The organism is Akkermansia sp. 54_46 (assembly GCF_001917295.1).
GTDB lineage: Bacteria > Verrucomicrobiota > Verrucomicrobiia > Verrucomicrobiales > Akkermansiaceae > Akkermansia > Akkermansia muciniphila.
This window is the reverse complement of record NZ_MNUD01000022.1, coordinates 41,881-65,502: the sequence shown is the minus strand read 5'-3', so window position 1 is coordinate 65,502 and position 23,622 is coordinate 41,881. Positions and strand designations below refer to the sequence as shown.

The 23,622-nt window shown below is 51.9% G+C and carries 17 protein-coding genes; 7 read left to right on the top strand and 10 right to left on the bottom strand.

Annotated elements, in window-relative coordinates; translation table 11 throughout:
• Positions 1-377: hypothetical protein (locus BHW66_RS03535; protein WP_286688906.1), on the top strand; the 377-nt coding region annotated here is incomplete at its 5' end.
• 55 nt (positions 378-432) lie between these two features.
• Positions 433-2,847, top strand: a complete 2,415-nt coding sequence (locus tag BHW66_RS03530; RefSeq protein ID WP_022196935.1) for a tetratricopeptide repeat protein — start codon at positions 433-435, stop codon at positions 2,845-2,847.
• 379 nt (positions 2,848-3,226) lie between these two features.
• Here the strand turns inward: BHW66_RS03530 and BHW66_RS03525 are convergent, their stop codons facing one another.
• From BHW66_RS03525 to BHW66_RS03500, 6 genes are all read right to left on the bottom strand, one after another.
• Positions 3,227-4,057 carry an aldo/keto reductase gene (locus tag BHW66_RS03525; protein WP_215489832.1) on the bottom strand — a complete coding sequence of 277 codons (831 nt, stop codon included), beginning with the start codon at positions 4,055-4,057 and terminating at the stop codon, positions 3,227-3,229.
• 402 nt (positions 4,058-4,459) lie between these two features.
• The gene (locus BHW66_RS03520; protein ID WP_102733413.1) at positions 4,460-6,037 is read right to left on the bottom strand and encodes a glycine--tRNA ligase; all 1,578 of its coding nucleotides are present in this window, start codon (positions 6,035-6,037) and stop codon (positions 4,460-4,462) included.
• Between the two features lie 83 nt (positions 6,038-6,120).
• A complete protein-coding gene (locus tag BHW66_RS03515) occupies positions 6,121-6,783 on the bottom strand; it encodes a YdcF family protein (protein ID WP_046435554.1) in 663 nt (220 codons plus the stop codon).
• Positions 6,784-6,827: 44 nt separating this feature from the next.
• A complete protein-coding gene (locus tag BHW66_RS03510; protein ID WP_046435556.1) occupies positions 6,828-7,607 on the bottom strand; it encodes a CPBP family glutamic-type intramembrane protease in 780 nt (259 codons plus the stop codon).
• A 13-nt stretch (positions 7,608-7,620) separates the two neighbouring features.
• Positions 7,621-8,790, bottom strand: a complete 1,170-nt coding sequence (locus BHW66_RS03505) for an aminotransferase class I/II-fold pyridoxal phosphate-dependent enzyme (protein ID WP_215833449.1) — start codon at positions 8,788-8,790, stop codon at positions 7,621-7,623.
• Between the two features lie 27 nt (positions 8,791-8,817).
• Entirely contained in the window at positions 8,818-9,303 is a 486-nt protein-coding gene (locus BHW66_RS03500; RefSeq protein WP_046435560.1) for an Lrp/AsnC family transcriptional regulator, read from the bottom strand.
• Positions 9,304-9,605: 302 nt separating this feature from the next.
• Between BHW66_RS03500 and BHW66_RS03495 the strand changes: the two genes are divergently transcribed.
• Positions 9,606-13,121, top strand: coding sequence for a DEAD/DEAH box helicase (locus BHW66_RS03495; RefSeq protein ID WP_215439998.1), 3,516 nt, complete (start codon positions 9,606-9,608; stop codon positions 13,119-13,121).
• A 404-nt stretch (positions 13,122-13,525) separates the two neighbouring features.
• Here the strand turns inward: BHW66_RS03495 and BHW66_RS03490 are convergent, their stop codons facing one another.
• The 4 genes from BHW66_RS03490 to BHW66_RS03475 form a co-directional block, all read right to left on the bottom strand.
• On the bottom strand, positions 13,526-14,824 hold the full coding sequence (locus BHW66_RS03490; RefSeq protein ID WP_046435562.1) for an McrC family protein: 1,299 nt from the start codon (positions 14,822-14,824) through the stop codon (positions 13,526-13,528).
• A gap of 1 nt (position 14,825) precedes the next feature.
• A complete protein-coding gene (locus BHW66_RS03485; protein ID WP_202976311.1) occupies positions 14,826-17,834 on the bottom strand; it encodes an AAA family ATPase in 3,009 nt (1,002 codons plus the stop codon).
• A gap of 588 nt (positions 17,835-18,422) precedes the next feature.
• Positions 18,423-18,800, bottom strand: coding sequence for an ApaG domain (locus BHW66_RS03480; RefSeq protein WP_161994053.1), 378 nt, complete (start codon positions 18,798-18,800; stop codon positions 18,423-18,425).
• Positions 18,801-18,824: 24 nt separating this feature from the next.
• Positions 18,825-19,715, bottom strand: coding sequence for a hypothetical protein (locus BHW66_RS03475; protein ID WP_128157630.1), 891 nt, complete (start codon positions 19,713-19,715; stop codon positions 18,825-18,827).
• A gap of 134 nt (positions 19,716-19,849) precedes the next feature.
• Here BHW66_RS03475 and BHW66_RS03470 point away from each other — a divergent pair, with 134 nt between their 5' ends.
• From BHW66_RS03470 to BHW66_RS03455, 4 genes are all read left to right on the top strand, one after another.
• Positions 19,850-21,367: a cellulose synthase family protein gene (locus BHW66_RS03470; RefSeq protein WP_046435568.1), complete on the top strand. Its 1,518-nt coding sequence runs from the start codon at positions 19,850-19,852 to the stop codon at positions 21,365-21,367.
• A 10-nt stretch (positions 21,368-21,377) separates the two neighbouring features.
• A complete protein-coding gene (locus BHW66_RS03465; RefSeq protein ID WP_102758601.1) occupies positions 21,378-22,235 on the top strand; it encodes a L,D-transpeptidase in 858 nt (285 codons plus the stop codon).
• A gap of 114 nt (positions 22,236-22,349) precedes the next feature.
• Positions 22,350-22,907 carry a YqgE/AlgH family protein gene (locus BHW66_RS03460; RefSeq protein WP_157738278.1) on the top strand — a complete coding sequence of 186 codons (558 nt, stop codon included), beginning with the start codon at positions 22,350-22,352 and terminating at the stop codon, positions 22,905-22,907.
• 10 nt (positions 22,908-22,917) lie between these two features.
• Entirely contained in the window at positions 22,918-23,613 is a 696-nt protein-coding gene (locus BHW66_RS03455; RefSeq protein ID WP_046435571.1) for a YggS family pyridoxal phosphate-dependent enzyme, read from the top strand.
• Positions 23,614-23,622: the final 9 nt, after the last annotated feature.

Genomic DNA, 23,622 nt, shown 5'->3' with positions numbered 1-23,622 from the left:
AAGACAAGGACCAAGACAAGGACCAAGACAAGGACCAAGACAAGGACCAAGACAAGGACCAAGACAAGGACCAAGACAAGGACCAAGACAAGGATAACGCCGAAACCAAGGAAAGCAAGAGGGACGAAAATGAAATGAAAAATGCCCGGCTTCCCTCCTCTCCGGAAAAAGACAGGCTGCCAGAAACGTCCGGAATGGAAAAACCGCAGCCCCAGCCGGAAGATAACAAGCCCGTTCCGGCAGCCGCACAAAAGGAAAGCAGGGAGGAAAAGGAACGCAGGGAAGCAAGAGCCATCCTGATGGAACGCAGGGACATTGAACCCGGCTGCCCCGTTCCCCAGCGTTCTCCGGAAATTCCTCCGGATAAGGATTACTAACCCATTCCGCCCGCTTCCGCGAAGCCACCCCTTTAAACATATCCCGCAAAACAAGATGAAAAAACTGCTCGCCATTCTTTCGCTTTTCTTCTGCATGACTGTCACGCTTATGGCTCAGCAGGTGGTTACCACCTGGCTGTCCGACGCCGTTGTGCCGGGAGAACAAACCCGTCTCTTCATCATCCTGACAGACGGCAGCATCGCCCGCCAGGACCCGCTTCCCCGGGTAAAGGGCGCCAGCCTGCGCTGGGTCAGCCAGGGCAACTACATCCGCTGGCCGGGGTCTCCAAACCAATCCGCCTTCCTGATGGCCATTGAAGTAACGCCGGACGAAGTGGGCACCGTGGAAATCCCTTCCCTGACCCTGCAGGCCAACAATGGCCGCACCTATACCACGCTTCCCCAGACGCTGACTGTCTACCCGTACAGCGCCATCAAATGGAATACGCTGAACCTGAACGGTACAGCAGTCCCGTACGGCATGCTGTGGCATGTGGACAACCAGAAACCCTATGTCCATCAGCCGGACCGCTGCGAACTGAAAATTTACGCCCCGGAATACATTCTGGAATACACGGCGCCCGCCATTACCACCTCCAACCTGGCTACCTGGCGCTTTGAACCCACGCTGGTGGAACTGCTCCGCGGACAGCCTCGCGGTTCTGTACTTTACAAAGGCGTCAACTGGAATGTCATGACCTTCCAGAGCACCCTGTTCCCGCTGCGCGCCGGGGAGGTAACGGCATCCGGCACTGTCACGGCACGCGCCGCCCTGCCGGAGGCGGACCCTCTCATCGCCAACTTCATCCGTTCGGAAGTACTGGTGGAAATGGCCATTCCGGAAGTGAAAATCACAGCCCAGGAACTCCCTCCGGGAGCTCCCTCTTCCTTCACCAATGCCGTAGGGAATTTCCGCATCTCCTCCACCACGGATGCGCGGGATCTCAGCGCCAATGAACCCATTACTGTTAAAATCAAGGTAACAGGAACAGGAAATATCCACAGTATCGCCTGCCCGGCCCTCACAGACGCCTCCAACTGGAAACTCTATCCTCCCAACAAGCTGGACCCGGGCCAGAATACGCGCTCCATCCAGGGAACCGTGGAATTTCAGCAAATGATGCGCCCGGTTGCCCAAACGGATGCCATCCCTCCCTTTGAACTCACTTTTTTTGACCCCAGCACGCAACAGTACAAAACCGTAACCACAGCCCCCATTCCCCTGGAATGGAAGGCCTCAGCCATTACTGGAACGGCGGCCGGAGGCGCCGCTCCCGCCACGCCTCCCCCGGCAGGCACCATTCCGGTAGCTGAAATGACGGATATTTACGGACTCATGCCCGCCATCGTCATGAACGCCCTTACCGCTCCGGCTCACTGGGGGTGGTATTTCCTGGCCTACATCCCCGCCGTCATCCTGCTGGGAATGGCTCTTATCCGCTACATCCGGAAAATACGGAAGGAAAGCTTCACGGCCAGGGAACGCATGAGAGCCTTCCGCAGGCTCGCTTCCACTCCGCGCCAGGCAAGCTCCACGGAATTCCTGCGTGCCGCCGGCAACTTTATTGAATCCTATATTCCACCTTCCAAGCAGAATGAAAAAATGAAAGATATCCTTCAACTCCGGGACGACAGGGCATTCAAGCCTTCGGAATCTTCGGAAGAACTGCCGCACGCGGAACGCCAGCATATGCTCCAGGCTATTAAAAAAGCCATTGCCAAGCTTCCCGTTCTCATGATGGCCGCCATACTGGCCCTGTCTCTGGCCGGAACAGCCGGAAACGCGTCGGAAACGGACAACCTGGGCGTAAAAGCCTATGAACAGGGAGAGTACGCCAAAGCCATTGACTATTTCAGCAAGGAAAGCGGCAATATGAACCTTTCCAAGGCAGAACGCGCCTACGCCTGTTTCGGCATCGGTAATTCCTATTACCGCATGAACAAACCCGGTCTGGCCGCTCTCAATTACCGCCGTGCTCTGGAACTCTCCCCATACTTCACGGAAGCTGAATACAATCTGCAATTCATCGAACGCAAGGAGGGTGCCATCCTGCCCGCCAACACCACGGAAAACCAGTGGCTCACTTACATCCGCCATGAAACGCTCGGCCCCATCTCCATCCTGTCCGGAGCCGTCATGCTCACCTTCCTGGCCCTGCTGACCGTTACCCGCAGACACGGGGCGCTGCTGACCATCCTGGCCACCCTGAGCGGGCTGGTCACCGTGGCGGCTGTCATGAACTACATCATGTACCCGGAAACCCCGGAATCCATTCCGGCGGACCGGTTGCTGGTCGTTACCCAAAAAACGCCCGGCAGACACGCTGCGGACATGAACAGCCCGGCGCTCATCACTCTTCCGGAATCCACCCCGCTCATCCTGCGCGCGGAACGCGGCTCCTGGTACTACGCCAGCACCTTCCAGAATACGCCTGTCTGGATACCCAGGACGGACGCGCAGCCGCTGTAACGCTTTTGATTTTCCCGCCCCTTTTCTGGAGCCGCCTCTCCGGGAATGCCGTATTCCCCAGAAAGGGCGGCTTTCTCACAGCCGCATTCAGCCTTCTTTCCTGCTGAAGAAGCTGGAACGGGAAAAAAGCACATTCTCTTTTCAAACAAAAAGATCCGGCCCCCTTCCGGATATCGTCAGCGGATTCCCCGGCCTTACGAACGGCAAAGCCAATGCCTCCCTCATATCGTACCCACAAGCATCATCAAGGCATGCGTGTATGGAAATTATCCGCAGACGCCCTTTCATCCCGGTACAGATGAAGGGCTTGAAACAATTGTAATGCGGCAGGAAAATCCGCGCGTCCCGTTTCACTCCGACTGCCGGACGGCGTCACGGTTTACCAGGAATCCAGATGCACCTTGCTGACCGGGGGCGGAAAAGCCCCATCCAGCAAATCCACATCTTCCGCAGTCAGCCTGATGGACAAGCTCCGGTAATTTTCCTGCACATGCGTGACGGAACCAGCTTTGGGGATCGCAATCATTCCAGGGCAGCGCAAAATCCAGGCCAGAGCAATCTGCACCGGGGTGGCCTCATGCTTCTGCGCAATCTCCATCAGCACCGGATTGCGGGAAAGCCGCCCTTCATCCGCAGGCGAATAGGCCATCACGGGAAGGTGGCGTTCCCGGCACCACGGCAACAAATCGTACTCCACGCCGCGATGGGCCAGATTATAAAGAATCTGGTTGGCGGCGCAGGAGGCTCCCCCCGGGACGGCATAAAACCGCTCCATTTCCGGAACGTCCATATTGCTCACGCCCCAGGCCTTTATCTTACCCTCCTGCTGCAGCTCAACCATGGAGGCAACCGTATCTTCAATGGGATGGGGACCGCCCCAGTGAAGCAGAAACAAATCCACATAGTCCGTCTTCAGCCTGTTCAGGCTCCGTTCGCAGGCCGCTTTGGTTCCTGTCCTGCTGGCGTTGCCGGGCAGCACCTTGGTAACCAGGAAAACACGGTTGCGCAATCCGCGGATTGCCGCTCCCACCATTTCCTCGTTGCCATACATCTCCGCCGTATCCACTACGCTCATGCCCAGCTCAATGCCGGCGCGCAAAGCATCTATCTCATCGGCTTCCCTCAACGCTGATTTTCCCATTTTCCAGGTTCCCTGCCCCAGGGCGCAAACCTTCCGATGGTCCGGAAAAATTACTGAATGTTCCATCATCAATATTCTTTCTACCTGCTCGCATCATTCCATGCCGTATAAACCTTTGACAGCAGATAAGAAAAAAAGCTCAAAAATCAGGACGTTTTTTCCGAACAGCCTCGCCCGTCATCTTCCTTTTCTGCTGGCAGGCCGTCAATAACTCTCATTAAAATTTCATTCAATATGCTTTTCGTGAACGTGTAAAACAACCATTTCCCGCCGGGCATACCCGCATCAAAAAACGCACCAGCCTCCCTGTCATACTGATTCCGGAACAATGTGTCTTCTTCCGGAAAAATCACTTCCGGAATTCGCCCTCCAGCCTCCCTTTCTCCGCTGCTATCTGGGAAATAAAAAGCCGTCCCGCTGTAAACGGGACGGCTCTGAAGATATTTTCCGGCCTCAAACCGCTGAAAAACATTAACGCACGCGGGCAATCAGCCAATGCAGCAGGTCGTTAATTGCAACACGTTCCTGTTTCATGGAGTCGCGGTGGCGAATGGTCACCGTCCCCTTGAGAGAAGCATCGTTTTCCCCGAGAGTTTCAAAGTCCACGGTTATGCAGAAAGGAGTACCCACTTCATCCTGGCGGCGGTAACGGCGGCCGACGGCTCCCGTTTCATCATAAAAGACGGACATCCACGGCTGAAGCGTCTTTTCAATTTCCCGGGCAATACGCACCTGTTCCCCGTTTTTCTTAAGCAGAGGGAAGATGGCCGCCTTGATCGGGGCCATGCGGGGCACGAAGCGGAGTACCGTGCGGACGTCTTTTTTACCTTTGTCGTCCACCAGCTCCTCTTCATCGTAAGCTTCGCAGATAATGGCCAGAATGGTGCGGTCACAACCGGCAGAAGGCTCCACCACATGGGGAATGAATTTCTCCCGCGTCTCTTCGTCAAAGTATTCCAGAGGACGGCCGGAACCTTTCTGATGGCAGCTCAGGTCATAATCCGTCCGGTAGGCGATGCCCTCCAGTTCCTGGATGCCGAAGGGGAATTCATACTCCAGGTCATAGGTTTTCTTGGAGTAGAAAGCGCGTTCGCCGTCCGGCACGTCCAAAATGTGAATGTGTTCGCGCGGAACCCCCACTTCGTCATAGAAGCAAAGACGGTGTTCCAGCCATTCATCCACCAGACGCAGCCCGTCTTCCGGCCGGCAGAAATATTCGATTTCCATTTGTTCGAATTCGCGGGAACGGAAAGTGAAGTTCCGCGGGTTGATTTCGTTGCGGAAAGATTTGCCGATCTGGGCGATTCCGAAAGGCAGTTTGACGCGGGAACTGTCCAGAATGTTTTTATACTGGCAGAAAATGGACTGGGCCGTTTCCGGGCGCAGCCAGCCCGTAGCGTTGGGATCGTTTTCATCAGAGGTAGCTCCAATGGTCGTCTTGAACATGAGGTTGAACTCACGGGCTTCCGTCAGCAGGGAACCGTTGGCAGGGTTGTACATGGTGGAATCCGTTACGGTTTCCATGCACTCGCCTTTCAACTCCATATCCTTGTAAGAGGCATCCTTGCCGGCCAGCTGGGCATAATATTGAGCCGCAGTCTTACGGGCCTTGTCCGCCTGTTTTTCAGATTCCACCAGAACGGAGTACTTCTTTTCAATATTCCAGGAACCGTCTTTTTTGGCAGCCCCGGTATAGAAAAACCCCATGCCGCTCTGGGCCGGAACCTGGTCCGCACGCAGGCGCTCCTTGGTCAACAGGCAATCGCACATCGGGTCGGAAAATCCGCCCACATGGCCGGAAGCCACCAGTACGGAGTTATGCGTCAGGATGGAACCGTCCATGCCGACCACATCCTCGCGTTCCTGCACATTTTTACGCCACCAGTATTCCTTCAGATTGCGCTTGAGTTCCACCCCCATGGGACCATAGTCCCAGCAACCGTTCAGACCGCCGTAAATTTCAGCTGACTGGAAGATGAATCCCCTCCTTTTACAGAGGCTCACGATTTTTTCCATTCGGGCGGGGTCTGTGTTGGTTCTGTCTGCCATGATGAGTTATATAATTGGGTTGGCTATGCGGGTTGTATTGATGCCCGCAATCAGCGTTCAGTGAAAGCAAAAAGCGTGTCTTCTCAAGAATTCCAGAGGAGGGGAACCCCCTTGAGCAGCTGGGAGCCATAACCCGCTTCCACCAGCGTGCGGAATGCCGCCATCGCCTCCGGAGTCACAGGCTGTTCCGTGGAAAATCCCTGTTTAGGATATTCCAGTATCCTTTGAAAGTCCCCCACCATGGCGGAGACAACCAGCTCCTGCGGCAGTTCCCCGGTCAGGTATTCCCTGAACGTGAAGGGAGGGGAGCTGACCGCCACCCGCGCTTCCGGCCACTGGGCCTGGAGCGTAGCCAGCGTGCGCCGTTCCATATAGGGCTTTTGCAGGGCGATGAGGCTGGATGGTTCCGGAATGCCGGCTTTTTCCAGGACAGCGCGGGAAAAGCGGACATTTTCTCCCGTGTTGGTGGATTTGTTTTCAATAAGGATGCAATCCCCCGGCACGCCCTTCTTCATGGCCGCCTCTGCGAAAAGTTCCGCTTCCGGTACGGCCCATTCCCCCGTAAAACGCCCCATCCCGCCGGAAAAGAGCAACAGGGGAGCCAGCTTCCGGGCATAAAGTTCCGCCGCATATTCCGCCACCCTTATGTCATTGCTGCCAAGAATGAAAATGAGTTCCGCCGGATGCAGCACCTGCTTCACGTGATGGTAGTCCCACAAAATTTCTATGGCTTCCTCTGGAGTCATCGGCTTTTATGTACTCAAGAAATTTCTCTCTGTAAACGCCGGATTCACCATAATCCGTATTTGCCCCATGCCAGAGCGGCCCAGCCCAGCAGCGCATTCGCCGCCGCATGCATCACGATCACGGCGCACAGATTTTTCCGCCAGACGACAAGCAGATACGCCAGGGAACCGTAAACGAACGCGCCGCAGTAGTCCACGGGCTGGTGCACCGCCATGAAACAGAGGGTAGTCACCCAGTATGCCTTCCAGCTATGAGCGCCGAATGGCACCTTCCAGGGATGGTCCGGATTCACCATCAAACGCATCAGATAGCCGCGCCAGAAAAGTTCCTCCACCAGAGCCACCACAACCACGGCACGGAAGAAACGCAGCACCAGGGCCGCCAGCCAGCTCCAGGAATCCGTAAGGAAGACGATGCCCGGATCAAACCCCTCCGGACGCGCGTCAATTCCCAGCAGATACCGGTACCAGGGCCAGGAGGGATGGCCAAACCAGGCGTCCGCGCCTCCGGGCAGGCGGTCCGCTATCATGGTCGGGGCCAGCCAGCACAGGATACCCAGCACGCCGAACAGAATTCCCCAGGCGGCGGGCTTCCACCGCCAATCCCAATCAATGGCTTTTCTCCACCGGAAAACCAGGGCAAAACAAACGATCGCCTGAACGGGGTACAGCCATTGTTCCGGCGCCCTTCTCCACCAGGGCGCGGCCGGGTGGTCCCATTCCAGAAACGGGGCGCCAAACTGCCATACCAGGGTAAAGCCCATGAATACTGCAAACGGCGCCACATACGCCTTTGTTTTCAGCGCCTCCGTCACGGAGTTCATGAATACTGCCGGGTCAGGAAAGAGTTTTCACAAAATGCTCCATGCGGTTGCAGGCCTCCTTGATCTGGTCAAAGGCGGTCGCATAACAACAGCGCAGGAAGCCTTCTCCGCTCGCGCCGAAGGCGGTCCCCGGCACGGCGGCCACCTGCTTCTCCATCAGCAGCCGGGTGGCAAACTCCTTGCTGGTCAAGCCAAATTTGGAAATGTCCGGGAAGACATAGAACGCACCGCCGGGCAGGTGGCAGTCCATGCCGATTTCATTAAGGCGCTTCACCAGGTAATCCCGGCGCTGGCGGTAGCTTTCCCGCATTTTCAACATGGCGGATGTCCCGTTTTCCAACGCTTCAATGGCCGCCTCCTGGGAAGTAATGGGGGCGCAGAGCATGGAATACTGATGAATTTTCATCATGGCGGAAATGAGCGGCTCCGGACCGCAGGCATAACCCAGGCGGAACCCCGTCATGGCGAATGCCTTGGAGAAGCCGTGCAGCAGAAGCGTGCGTTCCTTCATCCCCGGCAGAGAAGCTATGGAAACATGCGGCTTGCCGTCATAACGCAGTTCGCTGTAAATTTCATCCGTCAGCACCATGAGATCGTGCTTGATGCAGATGCGGGCAATTTCCTGAAGGGTTTCCACCGGGGCCACCGCTCCGGTAGGATTAGTCGGGAAGTTGAGCATCAGCACTTTGGTCCGCGGGGTAATGGCCGCTTCCAGCACCTCCGGGTTAAGGGCGAAAAGATCCCTCTTGCTCGTAGGAACGGCGGTAGCTACGCCGTAGGCCATATTGACGCTGGGGGCATAGGAAACATAACAGGGTTCGTGGTAAAGAACCTCATCCCCCGGATTCAGAATGGCACGGAGAGCGAGATCTATGGCCTCGCTTACGCCTACGGTCACCAGCACTTCACGCAGGGGATCGTAGTTGACGTAGAAAAATCCGTCCACGTATTTGACGATGGAACGGCGCAGGGATTCCAACCCGTAATTGGATGTATAGGAGGTATGACCCTTTTCCAGGGAGTAAATGGCCGCTTCCCGTATGTTCCACGGCGTCACGAAGTCCGGCTCCCCTACGCCCAGGGAAATAATATCCGTCCGCCCCGTAACCAGGTCAAAGAATTCCCGGATGCCGGAACGGGGTATGGAGCTTACCTGCTCCGCTATTTTATTCTGCCAGTTCATAATGATTCCTTTCGTAACGGCAGAGGATTACGGAGCGACGGCCAGGCGTTCGGTCTGTACGGGATCTTCGAACACACAACCGTTTTTCTTGTAGGTTTTCAGATGAAAGTGTGTGGAAGTGGACAACACCCCTTCCTGCGTAGAAAGTTTTTCCGCCACAAACCGGGCAATCTCCCGCATGCTTTTTCCTTCCACCAGCACCAGCAGGTCAAAACCTCCGCTTGCCAGATAACAGGAGGACACTTCGTCAAACCGTGAGATGCGCATGGCCAGGCGATCAAAACCGCCGTCGCGTTCAGGCGTCATTTTCACTTCAATGAAAGCAGCCACCTTGCTGTCATGCTCATATTCCTCATTCACTACAGCCTGGTATCCGAGGATGACGCCTTCCTGCTCCCACTGCTCCCGCTGGGCCCGCACGGCTTCTTCAGTCATGTCAAGACGTTCGGCCAATTCGCCATCGCTCAAGCGGGCTTGAGTCGCCAGTAACTGTAGAAGTGATGCAGAGGACATAAAATTTCAGGCATAAAAGACGCTTTTACGACGAACCTGTCAAGAATCATGTTACGCAAGACTGACATCTTTTCTTTCCAAGATGATAAAATATGTTCGTTTTCTTCCAAAATCGACCTTCTTCACATAAACATAACAATTTGTCATCCAATAATAAACACATCACCACAAACAACCTCCGGAATTATTTTCAGAGAATAGTTGCTCTAATCCGCTTTTTGTGCCATAGTAAAGTGCATAGACCTGTGGCGTCCCCTGACCGGGTACGCTTGTTTCCAATTTTTATATGACAGTTTGATATTATGAGCATGGCACTTAACCCGGACAGGGCTACTCTGAACTTTCTCAATGCCTTTCCGGAAGAAATCCGGCTGCGGGGAGAGAAACTCCAGAAAGATGGCGCAGTCACGCAAATTTTCGGCAATCATTTATATATTCAGGGCCGCGTGGAAGACGCATACGGCGTGCACCGCGTAAATCTGCGCCTTCAGGGCAACAGGTGGTTCGGAGCATGCTCCACGGAAGACGAGGACCTCGCCGGAGCGGCCATGTATGCCGCCATGCTGGAGCGCATGTACCGCGGCCAGGACCTTCCGGAGTCCCCGAACGAACTGAATGATGTTCCCCTTCTGGATATTCTGGAAGAGAAACTGGGCCGCGAACTGGACGACAAGGAAGCGGACTACGTCAGCAAACTGGAGAAGCGCTACCGCCGTTTCGCCATTGAACAGGAGATTCACGACCATGATATGGTGCGCCTGAATCCCCGATGGGAAATCGTCAGCTATGACCCGCTGGAATTGTGGCCCGTGCCTCCCACGAACATCCTCGAATTCTGGAATTACATTGCTTACGCCTTCAACAAGAAACGCCTGCCCTATCCGGAATTCATGGAATCCATTACGGATCTGGAAAAGGTACAGCGCAAGATTCATGAATGGGAGCGCTCCCGTGAAGTCGGCACCTGGTATGACCGCATCCAATCCGTGAATGAACGCCCCCCGCAGCCGCCCCGCGGAGAACTGTTCATGAGGCTTGTTTCCACTATTAACGAGGGGCATTTCGAATACCGTCATTCCCTGAAGCAGGACTGGATTCCCGTCCGGGAAAAACAGGATCTGGAACATCTGGAAAATCTGCATGAACGGGCCGCCGTACGCATGGACGCCCAGACGGAAATCCTGCTCGTCTCCCTGTCCGACTACGCCCGTGCGGAAGACGCCCTGACGCTGGACCTGGACCAGGAAGCCGCATGCGCCCTGATGAACAAACTTTTCCACCAGCCCGCCCTGAAAGGCTACCTGGTGAACCTTGATGAAAACTATTTCAAAGTGGTGGACGAACCGCTCAAATGGATTTGCCTGGACGATCCCATTGAACCGGACTGCTACGCTCTTCAGCTTGCAACTTCCACCGGCATCAACGTCTCCCACTCCGTCCGGCAGCTTCCGGGGCAGCAGGAACTGTACCAGTCTGACGAAACCGTCTTTCCCGGCCCCCCCCGCTGGCTGGAAAGCACGGAAGTGGAACCCCGCTACTCCATTCCCAAACAGGTCATCGACAGCCTTGAAGGGGTGGAATTCCTCCGTAAAATAGGCGCTTCCCTGCCCCCCAGCATGGAAGACCGCGTGGTGGACATCGATCTGCGCGGCACCTTTGACATGAAAATCGTCCGCGGCCTCACCTCTGCGGAAACGGAACACGTGCTCTGCGAAGTAAGCGCCAGGGACGCTTCCGGCTACCGCACGGAAAAACTCGGCAAGGACGGCTGGGACGTATCCCATCAGGAACCCATGAAGAACAAAGTTCTGCTGCGTTTCATCCGGGAGCACCTTTATCCCATTCCCGGCCTGCTGGAAGAAATGGGCTTTTCCTATGATCCCCAGGTGGGCGCGTTCAAGGCCCGCGTCACCCGCCAGTTCCCCGAAAAATTCGCGGAATGGGCCAAACAGCTTCCGAAAGAGCTGACCGTCAATATGGACGACAAGCTCAAGACGCTGCTGGCGGATCCGGTGGCCGCCGCCGTGCGGTTTGAAGTAGTCAACCAGGAAATCGACTGGTTTGACCTCCGCATCGTCATTGATGTGGAAGGCGTCCAGCTCTCCAAGGAGCAAATCCGCGCCCTGGTCGCCGCCAGAGGCGGTTACGTCCGCATGGACGACGGAGGATGGATGCGCCTGGAAATTAAACTGGACAATGACCAGCGCGACGCCGTTACCCGCCTGGGCCTGGACCCCTTCGATCTTTCCGGAGAAACCCACCGCATGCACGCCATGCAGCTGGCGGACCCGAAAGCCGCAGAAGTGTTCGATCCAAAGGCCTGGAAACGTATCAAGGACCGTACCGCGGAAATCCAGATCGACGTCAAGCCGGATGTTCCCTCCCAGCTCCAGGCCACCCTGCGCCCGTATCAGGTGGAAGGGTTCCATTTCCTGGCTTACCTTGCCACGAACGGGTTCGGCGGCATTCTGGCGGATGACATGGGCCTGGGTAAAACGATCCAGTCCATCACTTACGTCCTCTGGCTGCGTGAAGAATTCGCCCGCAAAAACAAATCCAAGAAAAAAGTCGTCATCCCTCCGGTTCTTATCGTTTGCCCCAAATCCGTGCTGGACGTCTGGGCGGGAGAAACGGAAAAATTTGCGCCAGGCGTGCGCGTCCTCGTCATCCGCAGCAAAGACCAGGCCAATCTGGAAGACATCAAGAAGAATTACGACATGGTCGTGGTCAACTACGCCCAGCTCCGCGTCTGCGGGGAAACCCTGAACCAAATCAAATGGCTTACGGTTATTCTGGACGAAGGCCAGCAGATCAAAAACCCGGATTCCAAGGCAGCCAAGGCGGCACGGGAAATCGTTTCCTACAACCGTCTCGTTCTCTCCGGCACACCCATTGAAAACCGCCTGCTGGACATGTGGTCCCTCATGGCCTTCTCCATGCCCGGAGTCCTCGGTTCCCGCTCCTACTTCAAGAAGCGCTTTGACAAGCGCAAGGACCCGCAGAGCCAGAACCGCCTGGCCGCGCGCCTGAAACCATTCCTGCTGCGCCGCACCAAATCCCAGGTGGCAAAAGACCTGCCTCCCAGGACGGAAGAAGAAGTGTACGCCAAAATGGAAGGCATCCAGAGCCAGCTGTACAAGGCGGAACTCCGCCGCATACAGCAGGCCCTGCTCGGCCTGGATTCGGACGAATCCGTCAAAAAGAACAGTTTCGCCATTTTGCAGGGCCTGATGCGCCTGCGTCAGATCTGTTGCCACCCCGGCCTGGTGGATCCCAAATACGCCAAGGAAGACAGTGCCAAAATGACAGCCCTCTTCTACCTGCTGGACCAGCTCCGGGAAGAAGGGCACAAAGTGCTCGTCTTCTCCCAGTTCGTTTCCATGCTGGAAATCATCAAGAACAGGCTGGAAGCGGAAAACAGGCCGCTTAACTATCTTACCGGCCAGACCAAGGACCGCCGCGGAGAAATTGAAAAATTCCAGACGACCAAGGACCCTTCCGTCTTCCTGCTTTCCCTGAAAGCCGGCGGCGCCGGCCTCAACCTTACTTCCGCCTCCTATGTCGTTCTGTATGACCCGTGGTGGAACCCGGCCGTAGAAAGCCAGGCCATCGACCGTACGCACCGCATCGGCCAGAAAAACAAGGTGATTGCCTACCGCCTCCTGACGAAGGATTCCGTGGAAGAAAAAATCCGCATTCTCCAGCATCAGAAGAACCAGCTCGTCGCCAACGTGCTGGGAGATGAAGGCTTTACCTCCAGCCTGGGCATTGACGACCTGAACTTCATCCTCAACCACGGGGATGATGAAGAAGGTTAACCCGGAAGCATCTTGATGGATTTAACTCGGATTGATTCATTACATACAGCTCCATTCGGCAAGAAAGTTGTCTACACTTCATCGTCTAGATAAGGTTTTAGTCACATGAGAATGCTTTTGGGTACTTATAATATCTCGGCATGAAAACGGCAAGATCACCCGTTTCTGTAAAAATAGAGAAATAACAAGGTTCTGGGAAAACATTCCTCAACAAGGTCATCGTGAGCAAAATGAGTGAAGGATAAAATTTACTCTATTCCTTTATCTACACAACGTTCTCTTCATGCTATTCATCTTTCAAACTTAATCAGAAGTGAATGATTAATAAACCCGTTCGCTGATGACAAATTCACAATGATAGCTGCAAAACAGCGCAAAGAGAACACATCTTTGTTGCCAAATGATTAAACAGTTATTACCTCAAATTGTTGTATAATCTTTGTAATACTGTTTTTTACATTAAACAAATCAATAAATTGAACTCGAACAATTACATCATCATCTGATCTAAATTCGATATCATCTTCCAGAGGTCTCTTCTCTATTTCAGGATAAAGCAGCATAACGCATTCTGCTCCATATTTCTTCTGGTAGGCAAACATCTGGTACATATCAGCCTGAGCAATACCGTAATTCACTTTTCCAGCATCAAGAATCTTCCACTTGGTATCCAACACAAAAGAAACTCCGTCAGATTTACGTCTAACCACAATATCCGGTTTCATCAGAAATTTCTTACTAGGCTCATTGAATAGATGATAAGTTCTGTCCTGAACTGAAACTGTAAAGTCACTTCTGGAAAGTTTCTTTTTCAGTATAGCTGCGACATAATTTTCAAAAAGTGTTTCCATTGGGAATAGCAGCGCAAGTGCTATTTCCGATCCTGCAAAAGAAGTAAAACTCTTGCCCATCAGGAATACCCGACACCACATCAATGCAGTATTGTAATCCTTCATGTTTCGATCACTTATATACTTAGCAAAATCGCCTTTGTAGTCAGCAGAAGCCTCCACATTTGAAAATACACCCAGCAAACTTTTTATATCACTTCTATTTTTTGAAGATGTAGTCCTTTTGCAGAGATAAATCAATGTTGCTTTCAACAATTTATTTTCCGGACGGTTGGCTGTAAATGCGTCATATTCAACATAGTTGCGCTCTTTATGGAAACGGTTCAACTTGACCTGCTTTGAAAACAGTATCTTTCCCTTAAAAAATGTAGTGTTCTCTGCGATTGCTTCATAACTGCATTTGAGACCACGCTTGACAATGAAGAACACCTCGTTCACAAACATTCTAATAAATATTTCAAAAATATCCATTTTTTCAATATTCACAAAAGAATTTTTTAAAGATTTAAATGGTATTTCCCGTAGCGTTTTCAGCATATCGATCAACACCCGTTTGGTTCTGGTACCAAAATTGTCGTCCACACTTGCCGAGTAAATTTTGGGCAAGATTTCAATGGTTATCCCATCATTCAGTGTAATAATGCCGACATAATTTTTTGCCGTGATCACCTTTCCAATACCCTTTTTTGCAGAAAGTCCCATCAACTCCAGTGCATCGGTATCCTTGCTGCTATTAGTCAGAATAAAATCCTCAAGTTGATGGAAAATGGACTCAGGCAAAGTCTTATATCCAGCAATTTCTTTATCAGAAATAAACGAATCATATTCTTTGATTTGATAAAAAGAGTTCACTCTATACCTCGTTTTCCTTTACATTTAAAATGGAACGATAGGATTCAATGTCATCAAATGCAGCATAGTTGATCTCATAGCTGCACCCATCATCCAAATCGACATCTTCTTGACCAAACAAGTCATTCGAATTAACAGTATTAACAGCAATAAACTTGTTGCCAAGTATCAGCCGGATTTTTTCATAGTCCTCATAGAAATATTCTTGCAGGAGAGGAATAATGTTATTTGTAAAAATTTCAGCCAGTTTTTTAATCGTCGGATTTTTTTTCAGCGGCATAAAATATGCATGACCAATAGTATGCTCCCTGTCATACAAAACAGCAATCCGTTTATTCATGTGAGTAAGCAAATTACTGACAGACAGACCTTTTACACTTACATCTGCCAAGACATCAGGATTCGGTAACATTTCCTTGAAGAAGAATCGGCGGCGCAAAGCTGTATCAATGATTGAAATGGAACGATCCGCCGTATTCATGGTACCTATAATATATACATTTTTCGGTACACCAAAAGACTTTTGAGAATAGGGCAGCACAGCCTTCATACCTTCCGAATTTCCCCAGCGTTTTATCGGTTCAACCAAGGTAATTAGTTCACCGAAAATCTTTGAAATGTTACCACGATTGATTTCATCAATGATGAAAACATAATTGTTGTCATGACTATCGGTTACAGGTGAAAGTGGAACAGAATAATATTTCTCAATAATCTGATATACATCATTAACCGTCACATTTGACAGACGATAAACTGAAGCCAATGTCATGGGAGTTCCGCCATTAATGGAAAGTATATTCTCCTGAATATCTTTCACAATCCAGTTCACTTTTCGCAACCGTTTCAGGTTATCGTATTCATCATGCCATTCATATTCACCCATGACAACGCCGATGGCATCAATCGTAGTAGAGCTGTAACACGAAAACACAATATCACCGATCTGCATACGGTTCATAAAGGCATTCAGAACTACTCTACCACCATCATCAAAATCGGTTTCATCTGTAATGTCCTTCCCATAATCGTCCCATCCAATACGAATGTGGCCATTTTTCAAGCACTCCGAACGGACAGGGTTATTCCCGGTTCCCCATAAGGATACTTTCCAGATATTCGGGGATTCTCTAAAACAGAAGTTTTTCGTTTTTAATGTACTCGGATGCTGTGCTTTCTCGCAGAATTTTTTAAATATCCCAGGCTGCACACTATACTGAATATCGCCTGTTTCCCCATCAATACCATCTTCTGAAGTAAGAATAGGTTTAATACCCTCGATAAATTCCTCATATCCATAAGATTGATGGAAAGTCGTGAATTCAATTCTTCCCTCTGCCTTATATCTACTGTAGCGCTCCAACACATCAGAGTAATTTTCCTTCTCTATCTCAATCCATTTCTTATTTTCAATGATTGCAACGGAGTAAATAACCGTGTGATAAGTTTTGCCTGTTCCAGGAGGACCGTAAAAGATAGTGTTCAAACCAACATCGGTTACGTTTTTTTCCTCCAGAGAAACCTCTGTAATATCCATGTTCATAAGTGCCTCTTTCAATTCATCACGCAATTTCCAAGAATAACGTTTGTTTCCGTTTTCGGTGACATAACGACCAACAAAAGGAATCACCCATACTTGATTTCGTTCAGTTCTATCATCTTCTCGATCAACACAATCGGGACAGTTGTACTTCTTTTTCACCTTTTCGCCGAAACTGGTTACCAGCCTGTTATAGTATCCATAAGTATTTCCGTATACTTCAGCTAAATGAGCGCAGGTACTTTCTCCGCCCAGTTCCAGCATTTTTCGAAACATATCCATATTTTTGGGAGAGGTGACAGTATCATCATCTAAGACTGAGGCCCACATATCCGCGGTAATTCCGGGATTGTATTCGTCCAAAGCAGGCCAGTAACTCAATGCAGCAGTTTCCTGACTATTGTTCTTAAAATCAGATTCGGACATATACATCCCTCCAAAAAAAACAATATCCATTGTGAGCAAGTGGTACGCTTCATCCTGATAGCAGCTATCATCCAAACGATTTTTGCTCATTTGGATAAGTTCCGAATCCTTTTGAACTTCATCTAAAATCAGTTGACACATCTGAGTATAAATTTCTACTTTCCAGACGGAAGATTGCTGTTTTGTTTTTTCCACTGCATATCCAACACGTTTTCGGAAAATAGAGAATATTTTCATCTTAAAAATAAAATACTTTTCAGGGTATTCAAACGACAAATATACTGAAATAGCATGAAGATCTTGATAATGTTTTTTACCCAACGGCTTAGCATAGCCTTCAAACCCTTCACGAAAAGCTGCATAACGCTCTGCAAGTGGAATATTTTCATTGTAAAGCATTCGAAAGAGTTTCCGAACAGCTTCGGGGTTCGCTTCCGCAAATTCCACCATCATATCATAAGGCCAATACATATTCGCTGAAAGCAGATTGCCTGCTTTCTCAAAGGCAGATGCCAGCATCATTGAAAAATCAACTGCATCTATGTCCCATTGTTGTTTATACCAGCCAATAGCTTTCCATTTGTAGCGTTCACGACTATCTATCGTTAAAAAATCAGACTTATATTTATCGATAATAAAATGAATTATATCACAGTCTAAGCTGGAAGAACAATTTTGAACAGAGGGAACAATCCGGGTAATTTCTGTCCTGAATGCAATATACCGTTTCAAATGGGATGCCCAGTCACTTCTCTTCTTCCGCTCTTTTGGCTCCAAATCTGTCCTCTTTTTATCATGTTTTATTCGATCAAGAAGTGTAGAACATTCATCTTTGCTAAATTCAGCATCGACATTAACCTTGTAGATTTCTTCAATTTTGCTTAACCCACTGACGTAACTAGCGCCACTTTTTTCACCCACATATACCATGAAATTTTTACGTTCGAACATCTTTATTTCTCTATTTGGATTAGCATTGTATTTTACAGGTTTTTCAATATATCTTCTGCTCTTAATTATTTTTGTCAACAGATTTATTTGCATCTTCCGATATCTGACCAATCCATCTCATGCTCCTCACTTTACAGATTCGTTCTTCCTCGCACAAGATTTGACTACTCTCTGTATCGCCAAAATACAATTCATCATAAGTGTTGTTTTGGTGTGTTTAACATAGAATTTTCATGAAAATAAAATAAATAACAAATTCAAACAATTTCGAAATTTTACTCATTTTTGACATTTTAGCCTATCTAAACTGCGATATCTCTCATACTCACCCGCCATACTCCTGCTAATAATTCCATAGGGTGGAATCATAAAGCAAAATCACTGAAGTAATGTTTTCAATCTCCAAAAATGTCCTGATGTCAAGATACATTGCAGTAATTAATAGTTTGCGATAAGAATCGTAATAAAAGAAAGGGACGTATTTTACTATATAAATCAATTCTTCTTTTTACTTTTTTATGATATATGGCTTATTAAATCTGCCAAAACAACTGATATCCAGCTTCAAATATCATATAATGCTATTCTCTTGTTATTCGATCCTGTATGATAAATGAAATAATTGTAATTTTTCAAATTACTTGCTTATGAGACCCCGTAGGATTTGAGAAGCTCTTTATTTCACCATTTAAGGCTGACGGGATCCGTATGATAGAGGATTCCCGCCTCGTCCCGGACAAGAAGGGTCAGCTGGATGCGCGCCGGCAGCCGCAGCATCTGAAGGCCGTTGAACGCAAAAATCTGCCCTTGGCACAACAGGGGGCGTGAACCGAACAGTTCATCCCCTTCAATTATCTGCGTTCCGTCTCCATGTGAACGGACGGTCCACTTTTTGCCGATGATACGCACGGCGCCGTCCCCCGTATTGAAAATGCTTACGTTGTAAGGCACGGGAACGCGGCCATCATCCCGGACCATCCGTTTCAGTTTTTCATCCCGCAGGTACAGGCCGCGCGGAGTAAGACGCACTTCCAGACTGGTTAAAAGGGGAAGAACCATATGCGGCATGCCTCCGGAGAGGAATTATGATTCCACAGGGGCCAGAGCCGCCTTGATCAACTCCAGCGTCGTTTTGCGGATGGCTTCCACGCCCTCCTTGGCGGGCCTGGCGTCCGGAGCCAGCGTCATCTGCTCCTGCAAGATCGTCAGAAGGTTCATGATTTTGGCAATGTCGCGGCGTTCTTTCATTTCCGGCTCTACCCCGTCCAGAATATAGTGAAAATATTCCGGGACATCCGGCTGGAAGATGACCTTCGCCTTGTCCTCCGCAAATTTGTTATCCAGAGCCGCGGTAGCGGCATCCAGGGCGCGTATCCACCCCCCCAGGCCGATCAGGTTCGCCATATCGGAATCCCGCAGGGAGGCAAGCTCCTGTTCCACATCGGATTGAATAAGGGCCAGGTTGTTTTTGAAACTGCTCAAATCCCCGTCTTCCGCATTTTTCAGCAGGCTGGCGGCGTGGCGGTTCACCCTTTCTCCGGCTCCAATGGCCTTTGCATAGCTGGAAAGATCCAGGGCAATGGGTTTCACCTCGTTCATCTTGCCGCACTGCACGATTACGAAGCCGTCCGCCATCATGCCGCCCAACTGGAGAGCCAGGGAACAGCGGTCCATGGGAGGCCGCTCCGGGCGTGCGCGCAGGGCCACCTTTTCCGGTATTTCAGGAAGCCCCTCCAAATCTTCAAAAATCTTGCGGATGGACGGCGCGGTAAATTCGTTGATGCCCAGCTCCTCATTCATGTGGGAGTCGTCCAGCAGGCGTTCCGGAATGGCCGGCTGGTCCTGCTTGCCGGACGGCGGCGTTTGCACATCCAGTACTGCCGCCTCCTTCTCCGGGGCATCTTCTTGTGGAGCGGAAAACGCCATTCCCCCCGTGACGGATACAGCTGCGGCCAGCAGATACAATCTCTTCATAACAACACTCAAAAAGGTTAAGCAAAACGGAATATGTCTTGACTCTCGCCCTATGGTGTCCTATACGGGCGTCACGTCAAGGAAATCCCCCTTCCCTGACGCAAAAAGATACCAACCCCCTTTGTAACCCCTGCATGTCTTTAAATTACAATTTTATCTGGCTTTTGTGCTATCTTCTGGTCCTCGTCGGCCTGGCAGGATATGGCTTCCACCGCCTGAGCATCGTTTACCTGTACTGGAAGAACCGTAATAACAAGCCCCAGCCCAAAGCACGCTTCCAGGAACTGCCCGTCGTGACGGTCCAGCTCCCCATGTTCAATGAGAAGTTCGTCGTGGACCGCCTTCTGGAATCCGTAGCCGCTCTGGATTATCCGCAGGATAAGCTGGAAATCCAGATTCTGGACGATTCTACAGACGACACCACGGAACAATGCTACCGCAAGGTGGAGGAATTAAAGTCCCGCGGCTTTGACGCCGTCTGCATCCACCGCACGGACCGCACTGGCTTCAAGGCAGGCGCGCTGGAAGCGGCTACCAAAGTAGCGAAGGGGGAATTCCTGCTGATTCTGGATGCTGACTTCGTTCCGGAACCGGATCTCCTGCAAAAAACCATCCATTTCTTCACGGATGAAAACGTGGGCCTCGTTCAAACCCGCTGGGGCCACATCAACCGTGAATACAATCTCCTCACCCGCATCCAGGGGATGTACCTGGATGGCCATTTTGCCATGGAACAGACGGCTCGCAACCGTTCCGGCCGCTTCTTCACTTTCAACGGCACTGCCGGCATATGGCGCAAATGCGTGATTGGCGACGCGGGCGGCTGGTCCCATGACACCCTGACGGAAGACATGGACCTTTCCTACCGTGTCCAGCTCAAGGGCTGGCGCTTCATCTACCTGAACGACGTCGTTACCCCGGCGGAACTTCCCGTGGACATGGACGGGTTCAAGTCCCAGCAGCACCGGTGGACCAAGGGTTCCATTCAGGTCTGCCAGAAAATCCTGCTGGACATCTGGCGCTCCAATGCCCCCCTTAAAGCCAAGGTAGAAGCCACCACCCACCTCACCTGTAATTATTCCTATCTGCTCCTGGCATTGCTCTGCTTCCTGGTGTACCCCATCTGCACGCAGCGCATTCCGGAAAATGAAACGGTCTTCATGTGGTTTGTGAATGTGGCCCTGTTTTTCATGACCAGCGTGGCCGTCTGCATCTTTTACATGAGTGCCCAAATCGTGGTGCGTCCCAAATCCTGGTGGAAGGAACTGCCGTACCTCCCCCTCCTTCTCACACTGAGCGTGGGCATGGCGGTCAACAACGCCAAGGCTGTTCTGGAAGCCATCTTCGGCCATCAGTCCGCCTTCGTCCGCACGCCCAAATACGGCGTGGACCGGAAGGAAGACCGCCGGCACGTCTCCCAGCTCAAACGCAACGGGTACCGGGCTATTAAATCCGTCGTCATTCCTGTTCTGGAAATCGCCTGCGGAACTTTCTTCCTGAACCTGATCATCATCATGATCCGCCAGGGCCATTACCTTTCCCCCATCCTGATGATTCCTTTCCTGGGTTTCTATTACACAGGATTCTGTTCCCTGGGCCGCATGATTTCCAACCTGTTGCCCGCCAAGCAAACTGCCAAAGCCAAGAACTGACGCCTTTCCCATGCCTGCGCCTCTCTCGCAAGCAGCACGCCTGATTCAACTCGCCGGCGCAGCTTTCGCTGTGTTCGGAGTCCTGGCATCCTGTTCCCGTCCGGATTATGAGCCCACCGCCATCGTGAAAGACGGCGCGGTCGTCAGCGTCAGGGACCAGAAAATGGCCGTCATGCGCAATGGCCGGGTGGTGAAAACCTACCCTGTCAGCACTTCCAAATTCGGCCTGGGAGACAGAAAGGGAAGCTGCCGCACTCCGCTGGGCGCCCATCGCATCGCTTCCAAAATCGGCAGCGGACAGCCCAAGGGCATGGTGTTTAAAAGCCGCAAGCCCACCGGGGAATGCGTCGCGCCCAATTCTCCGGGCCGGGACCCCATCGTCACGCGCATCATGTGGCTGGAAGGTCTGGAACCCCGTAACCGGAACGCTCACTCGCGCCTGATTTATATCCACGGTACGGCGGAGGAACGCACCATCGGCACCCCCGCCTCCTACGGCTGCGTCCGGATGAAGAGCAATGACGTATATGAGGCCTTCAACCTGCTCCGTACCGGAGACCCGGTCGTAATCGAACGCTGTTCCATTGACGCCTCCCTGAAAGCCCTGGCCCAGGCGGAAAAAATGCAGGATTCTTCCCTGCTGGTCATGGCTTCCGCTCCAGACCGCATGGAGAACGCCAATACGGCCTCCGTCATTTCCCACCGCCGCAGGGCTTCCCGCCCCCCCGCCGTTGCCCTTTCCCGCAAGCAAACGGCCTCAACCGGGAAGAAATCCGTTCCCGCCAGGAGGGCGGTCGCCCGCAGGACGTCCGGAAATTCCAGAACCGCCGTCCGTTCCTCCGGAGGGACCCGCTATACACTCGGGTAAAAGCTCCTCTTCCCTCCTGTTTTTCCGGTGTTCCGTTTTCGCCGCCTCCTGACATGGCCGTTTGAACGCATGGTTGCCTGCATCCGTCACATTTGGTAACGTAGATTTATGGCCATGATGGAACACGAAGATATCAGCAATGAAAACCTGGCGGGGCACCTTCTGGTCGCCGCCCCCTACCTGGATGGCGCCGGATTCCATCATTCCGTCATCTTCCTGAGCCGGGCGGAGAAGGAATTTGTCATCGGCCATATTTTGAATCATCCGTCCGGCATGAATGTGGGGGACGTAGCCCGCCATACGGAAATACCGGAATCCCTTTACGCCGTGCCCATCTTCAAGGGAGGGCCCGTAGAACGCAACCAGCTCATCTTCGCCGCTTTCATCCGCACGGAGGATAAATTGCGCGTCCAGTTTCATCTGCAAGAGGAACAGGCCCTGGAATACCTGGAAGATCCCCGCGCCATCCTGCGCGCCTACGTAGGCCATAGCGGGTGGACGCCGCCCCAGCTGCGCCGGGAACTGAATGACCGTGCCTGGTATGTTTCCCCCATGGTGCCGGACATCTGCCTGGAAACGGATTCTTCCAAGGTCTGGGCCATGGCCATGCGGCGGCTCTCTCCCCTGCACCATATCATGAGCCACGCGTCCGCACAGCCATCCCTGAACTGAACCATCCATCATGAGCATCCAACAAAATCTGGAACATATTCTCTCCCGCATACGCGCAGCGGAACTCCGCGCCGGACGTCCGGCGGGTTCCGTCCGCCTCGTCGCCGTCAGCAAAACTTTTCCCGCAGAGGATGTGAAAGCGTGCCATGATGCGGGCCAGCGCATTTTCGGTGAAAACAAGGTCCAGGAGGGACTGGCAAAAATCCCTTCCCTTCCTCCGGATACGGAATGGCATCTCATTGGCCCCCTCCAGCGCAACAAGGTGCGCAAGGCCCTGGAATATTTCACGCTGATCCATGCCGTGGACTCCCTGCGCCTGGCCCGGTTCATGGATACCGTGGCTCAGGAAACGGGAAAACGGCCCCGCATTTTGCTGGAAGTGAACGTAGGCAATGAAGACAGCAAGTTCGGATTCTTCCCGGAAACCCTGGAAAAGGAATGGCCGGAGCTGTCCTCCCTGAACCATCTTGAAATCGCCGGCCTTATGTGCATTCCCCCCCCGGTGGAAAATCCGGAGGAGGCGCGGCCCTATTTCCGCCGTCTCCGGGAGCTGAAGGGAGTCCTGTCCGGCAGCGGGGGAGCCACGCTGACGGAACTGTCCATGGGCATGAGCCACGACTTTGAAACGGCAATAGAGGAAGGAGCCACGCTCGTCCGCGTAGGGACGGCCATTTTCGGCGGCCGCTCGTACGCTCCCGCTTCGTGATTTTAGTTG

Excerpts from the sequence above, each read along its gene's own strand:
- BHW66_RS03515 (WP_046435554.1), bottom strand. The coding sequence starts at position 6,783 with ATGACTCCAGAGGAAGCCATAGAAATTTTGTGGGACTACCATCACGTG.
- BHW66_RS03460 (WP_157738278.1), top strand. The coding sequence starts at position 22,350 with ATGATGGAACACGAAGATATCAGCAATGAAAACCTGGCGGGGCACCTT.
- BHW66_RS03480 (WP_161994053.1), bottom strand. The coding sequence starts at position 18,800 with ATGGTTCTTCCCCTTTTAACCAGTCTGGAAGTGCGTCTTACTCCGCGC.
- BHW66_RS03525 (WP_215489832.1), bottom strand. The coding sequence starts at position 4,057 with ATGATGGAACATTCAGTAATTTTTCCGGACCATCGGAAGGTTTGCGCC.
- BHW66_RS03500 (WP_046435560.1), bottom strand. The coding sequence starts at position 9,303 with ATGTCCTCTGCATCACTTCTACAGTTACTGGCGACTCAAGCCCGCTTG.
- BHW66_RS03510 (WP_046435556.1), bottom strand. The coding sequence starts at position 7,607 with ATGAACTCCGTGACGGAGGCGCTGAAAACAAAGGCGTATGTGGCGCCG.
- BHW66_RS03470 (WP_046435568.1), top strand. The coding sequence starts at position 19,850 with ATGTCTTTAAATTACAATTTTATCTGGCTTTTGTGCTATCTTCTGGTC.
- BHW66_RS03475 (WP_128157630.1), bottom strand. The coding sequence starts at position 19,715 with ATGAAGAGATTGTATCTGCTGGCCGCAGCTGTATCCGTCACGGGGGGA.
- BHW66_RS03530 (WP_022196935.1), top strand. The coding sequence starts at position 433 with ATGAAAAAACTGCTCGCCATTCTTTCGCTTTTCTTCTGCATGACTGTC.
- BHW66_RS03465 (WP_102758601.1), top strand. The coding sequence starts at position 21,378 with ATGCCTGCGCCTCTCTCGCAAGCAGCACGCCTGATTCAACTCGCCGGC.
- BHW66_RS03455 (WP_046435571.1), top strand. The coding sequence starts at position 22,918 with ATGAGCATCCAACAAAATCTGGAACATATTCTCTCCCGCATACGCGCA.
- BHW66_RS03485 (WP_202976311.1), bottom strand. The coding sequence starts at position 17,834 with ATGCAAATAAATCTGTTGACAAAAATAATTAAGAGCAGAAGATATATT.
- BHW66_RS03495 (WP_215439998.1), top strand. The coding sequence starts at position 9,606 with ATGAGCATGGCACTTAACCCGGACAGGGCTACTCTGAACTTTCTCAAT.
- BHW66_RS03505 (WP_215833449.1), bottom strand. The coding sequence starts at position 8,790 with ATGAACTGGCAGAATAAAATAGCGGAGCAGGTAAGCTCCATACCCCGT.
- BHW66_RS03520 (WP_102733413.1), bottom strand. The coding sequence starts at position 6,037 with ATGGCAGACAGAACCAACACAGACCCCGCCCGAATGGAAAAAATCGTG.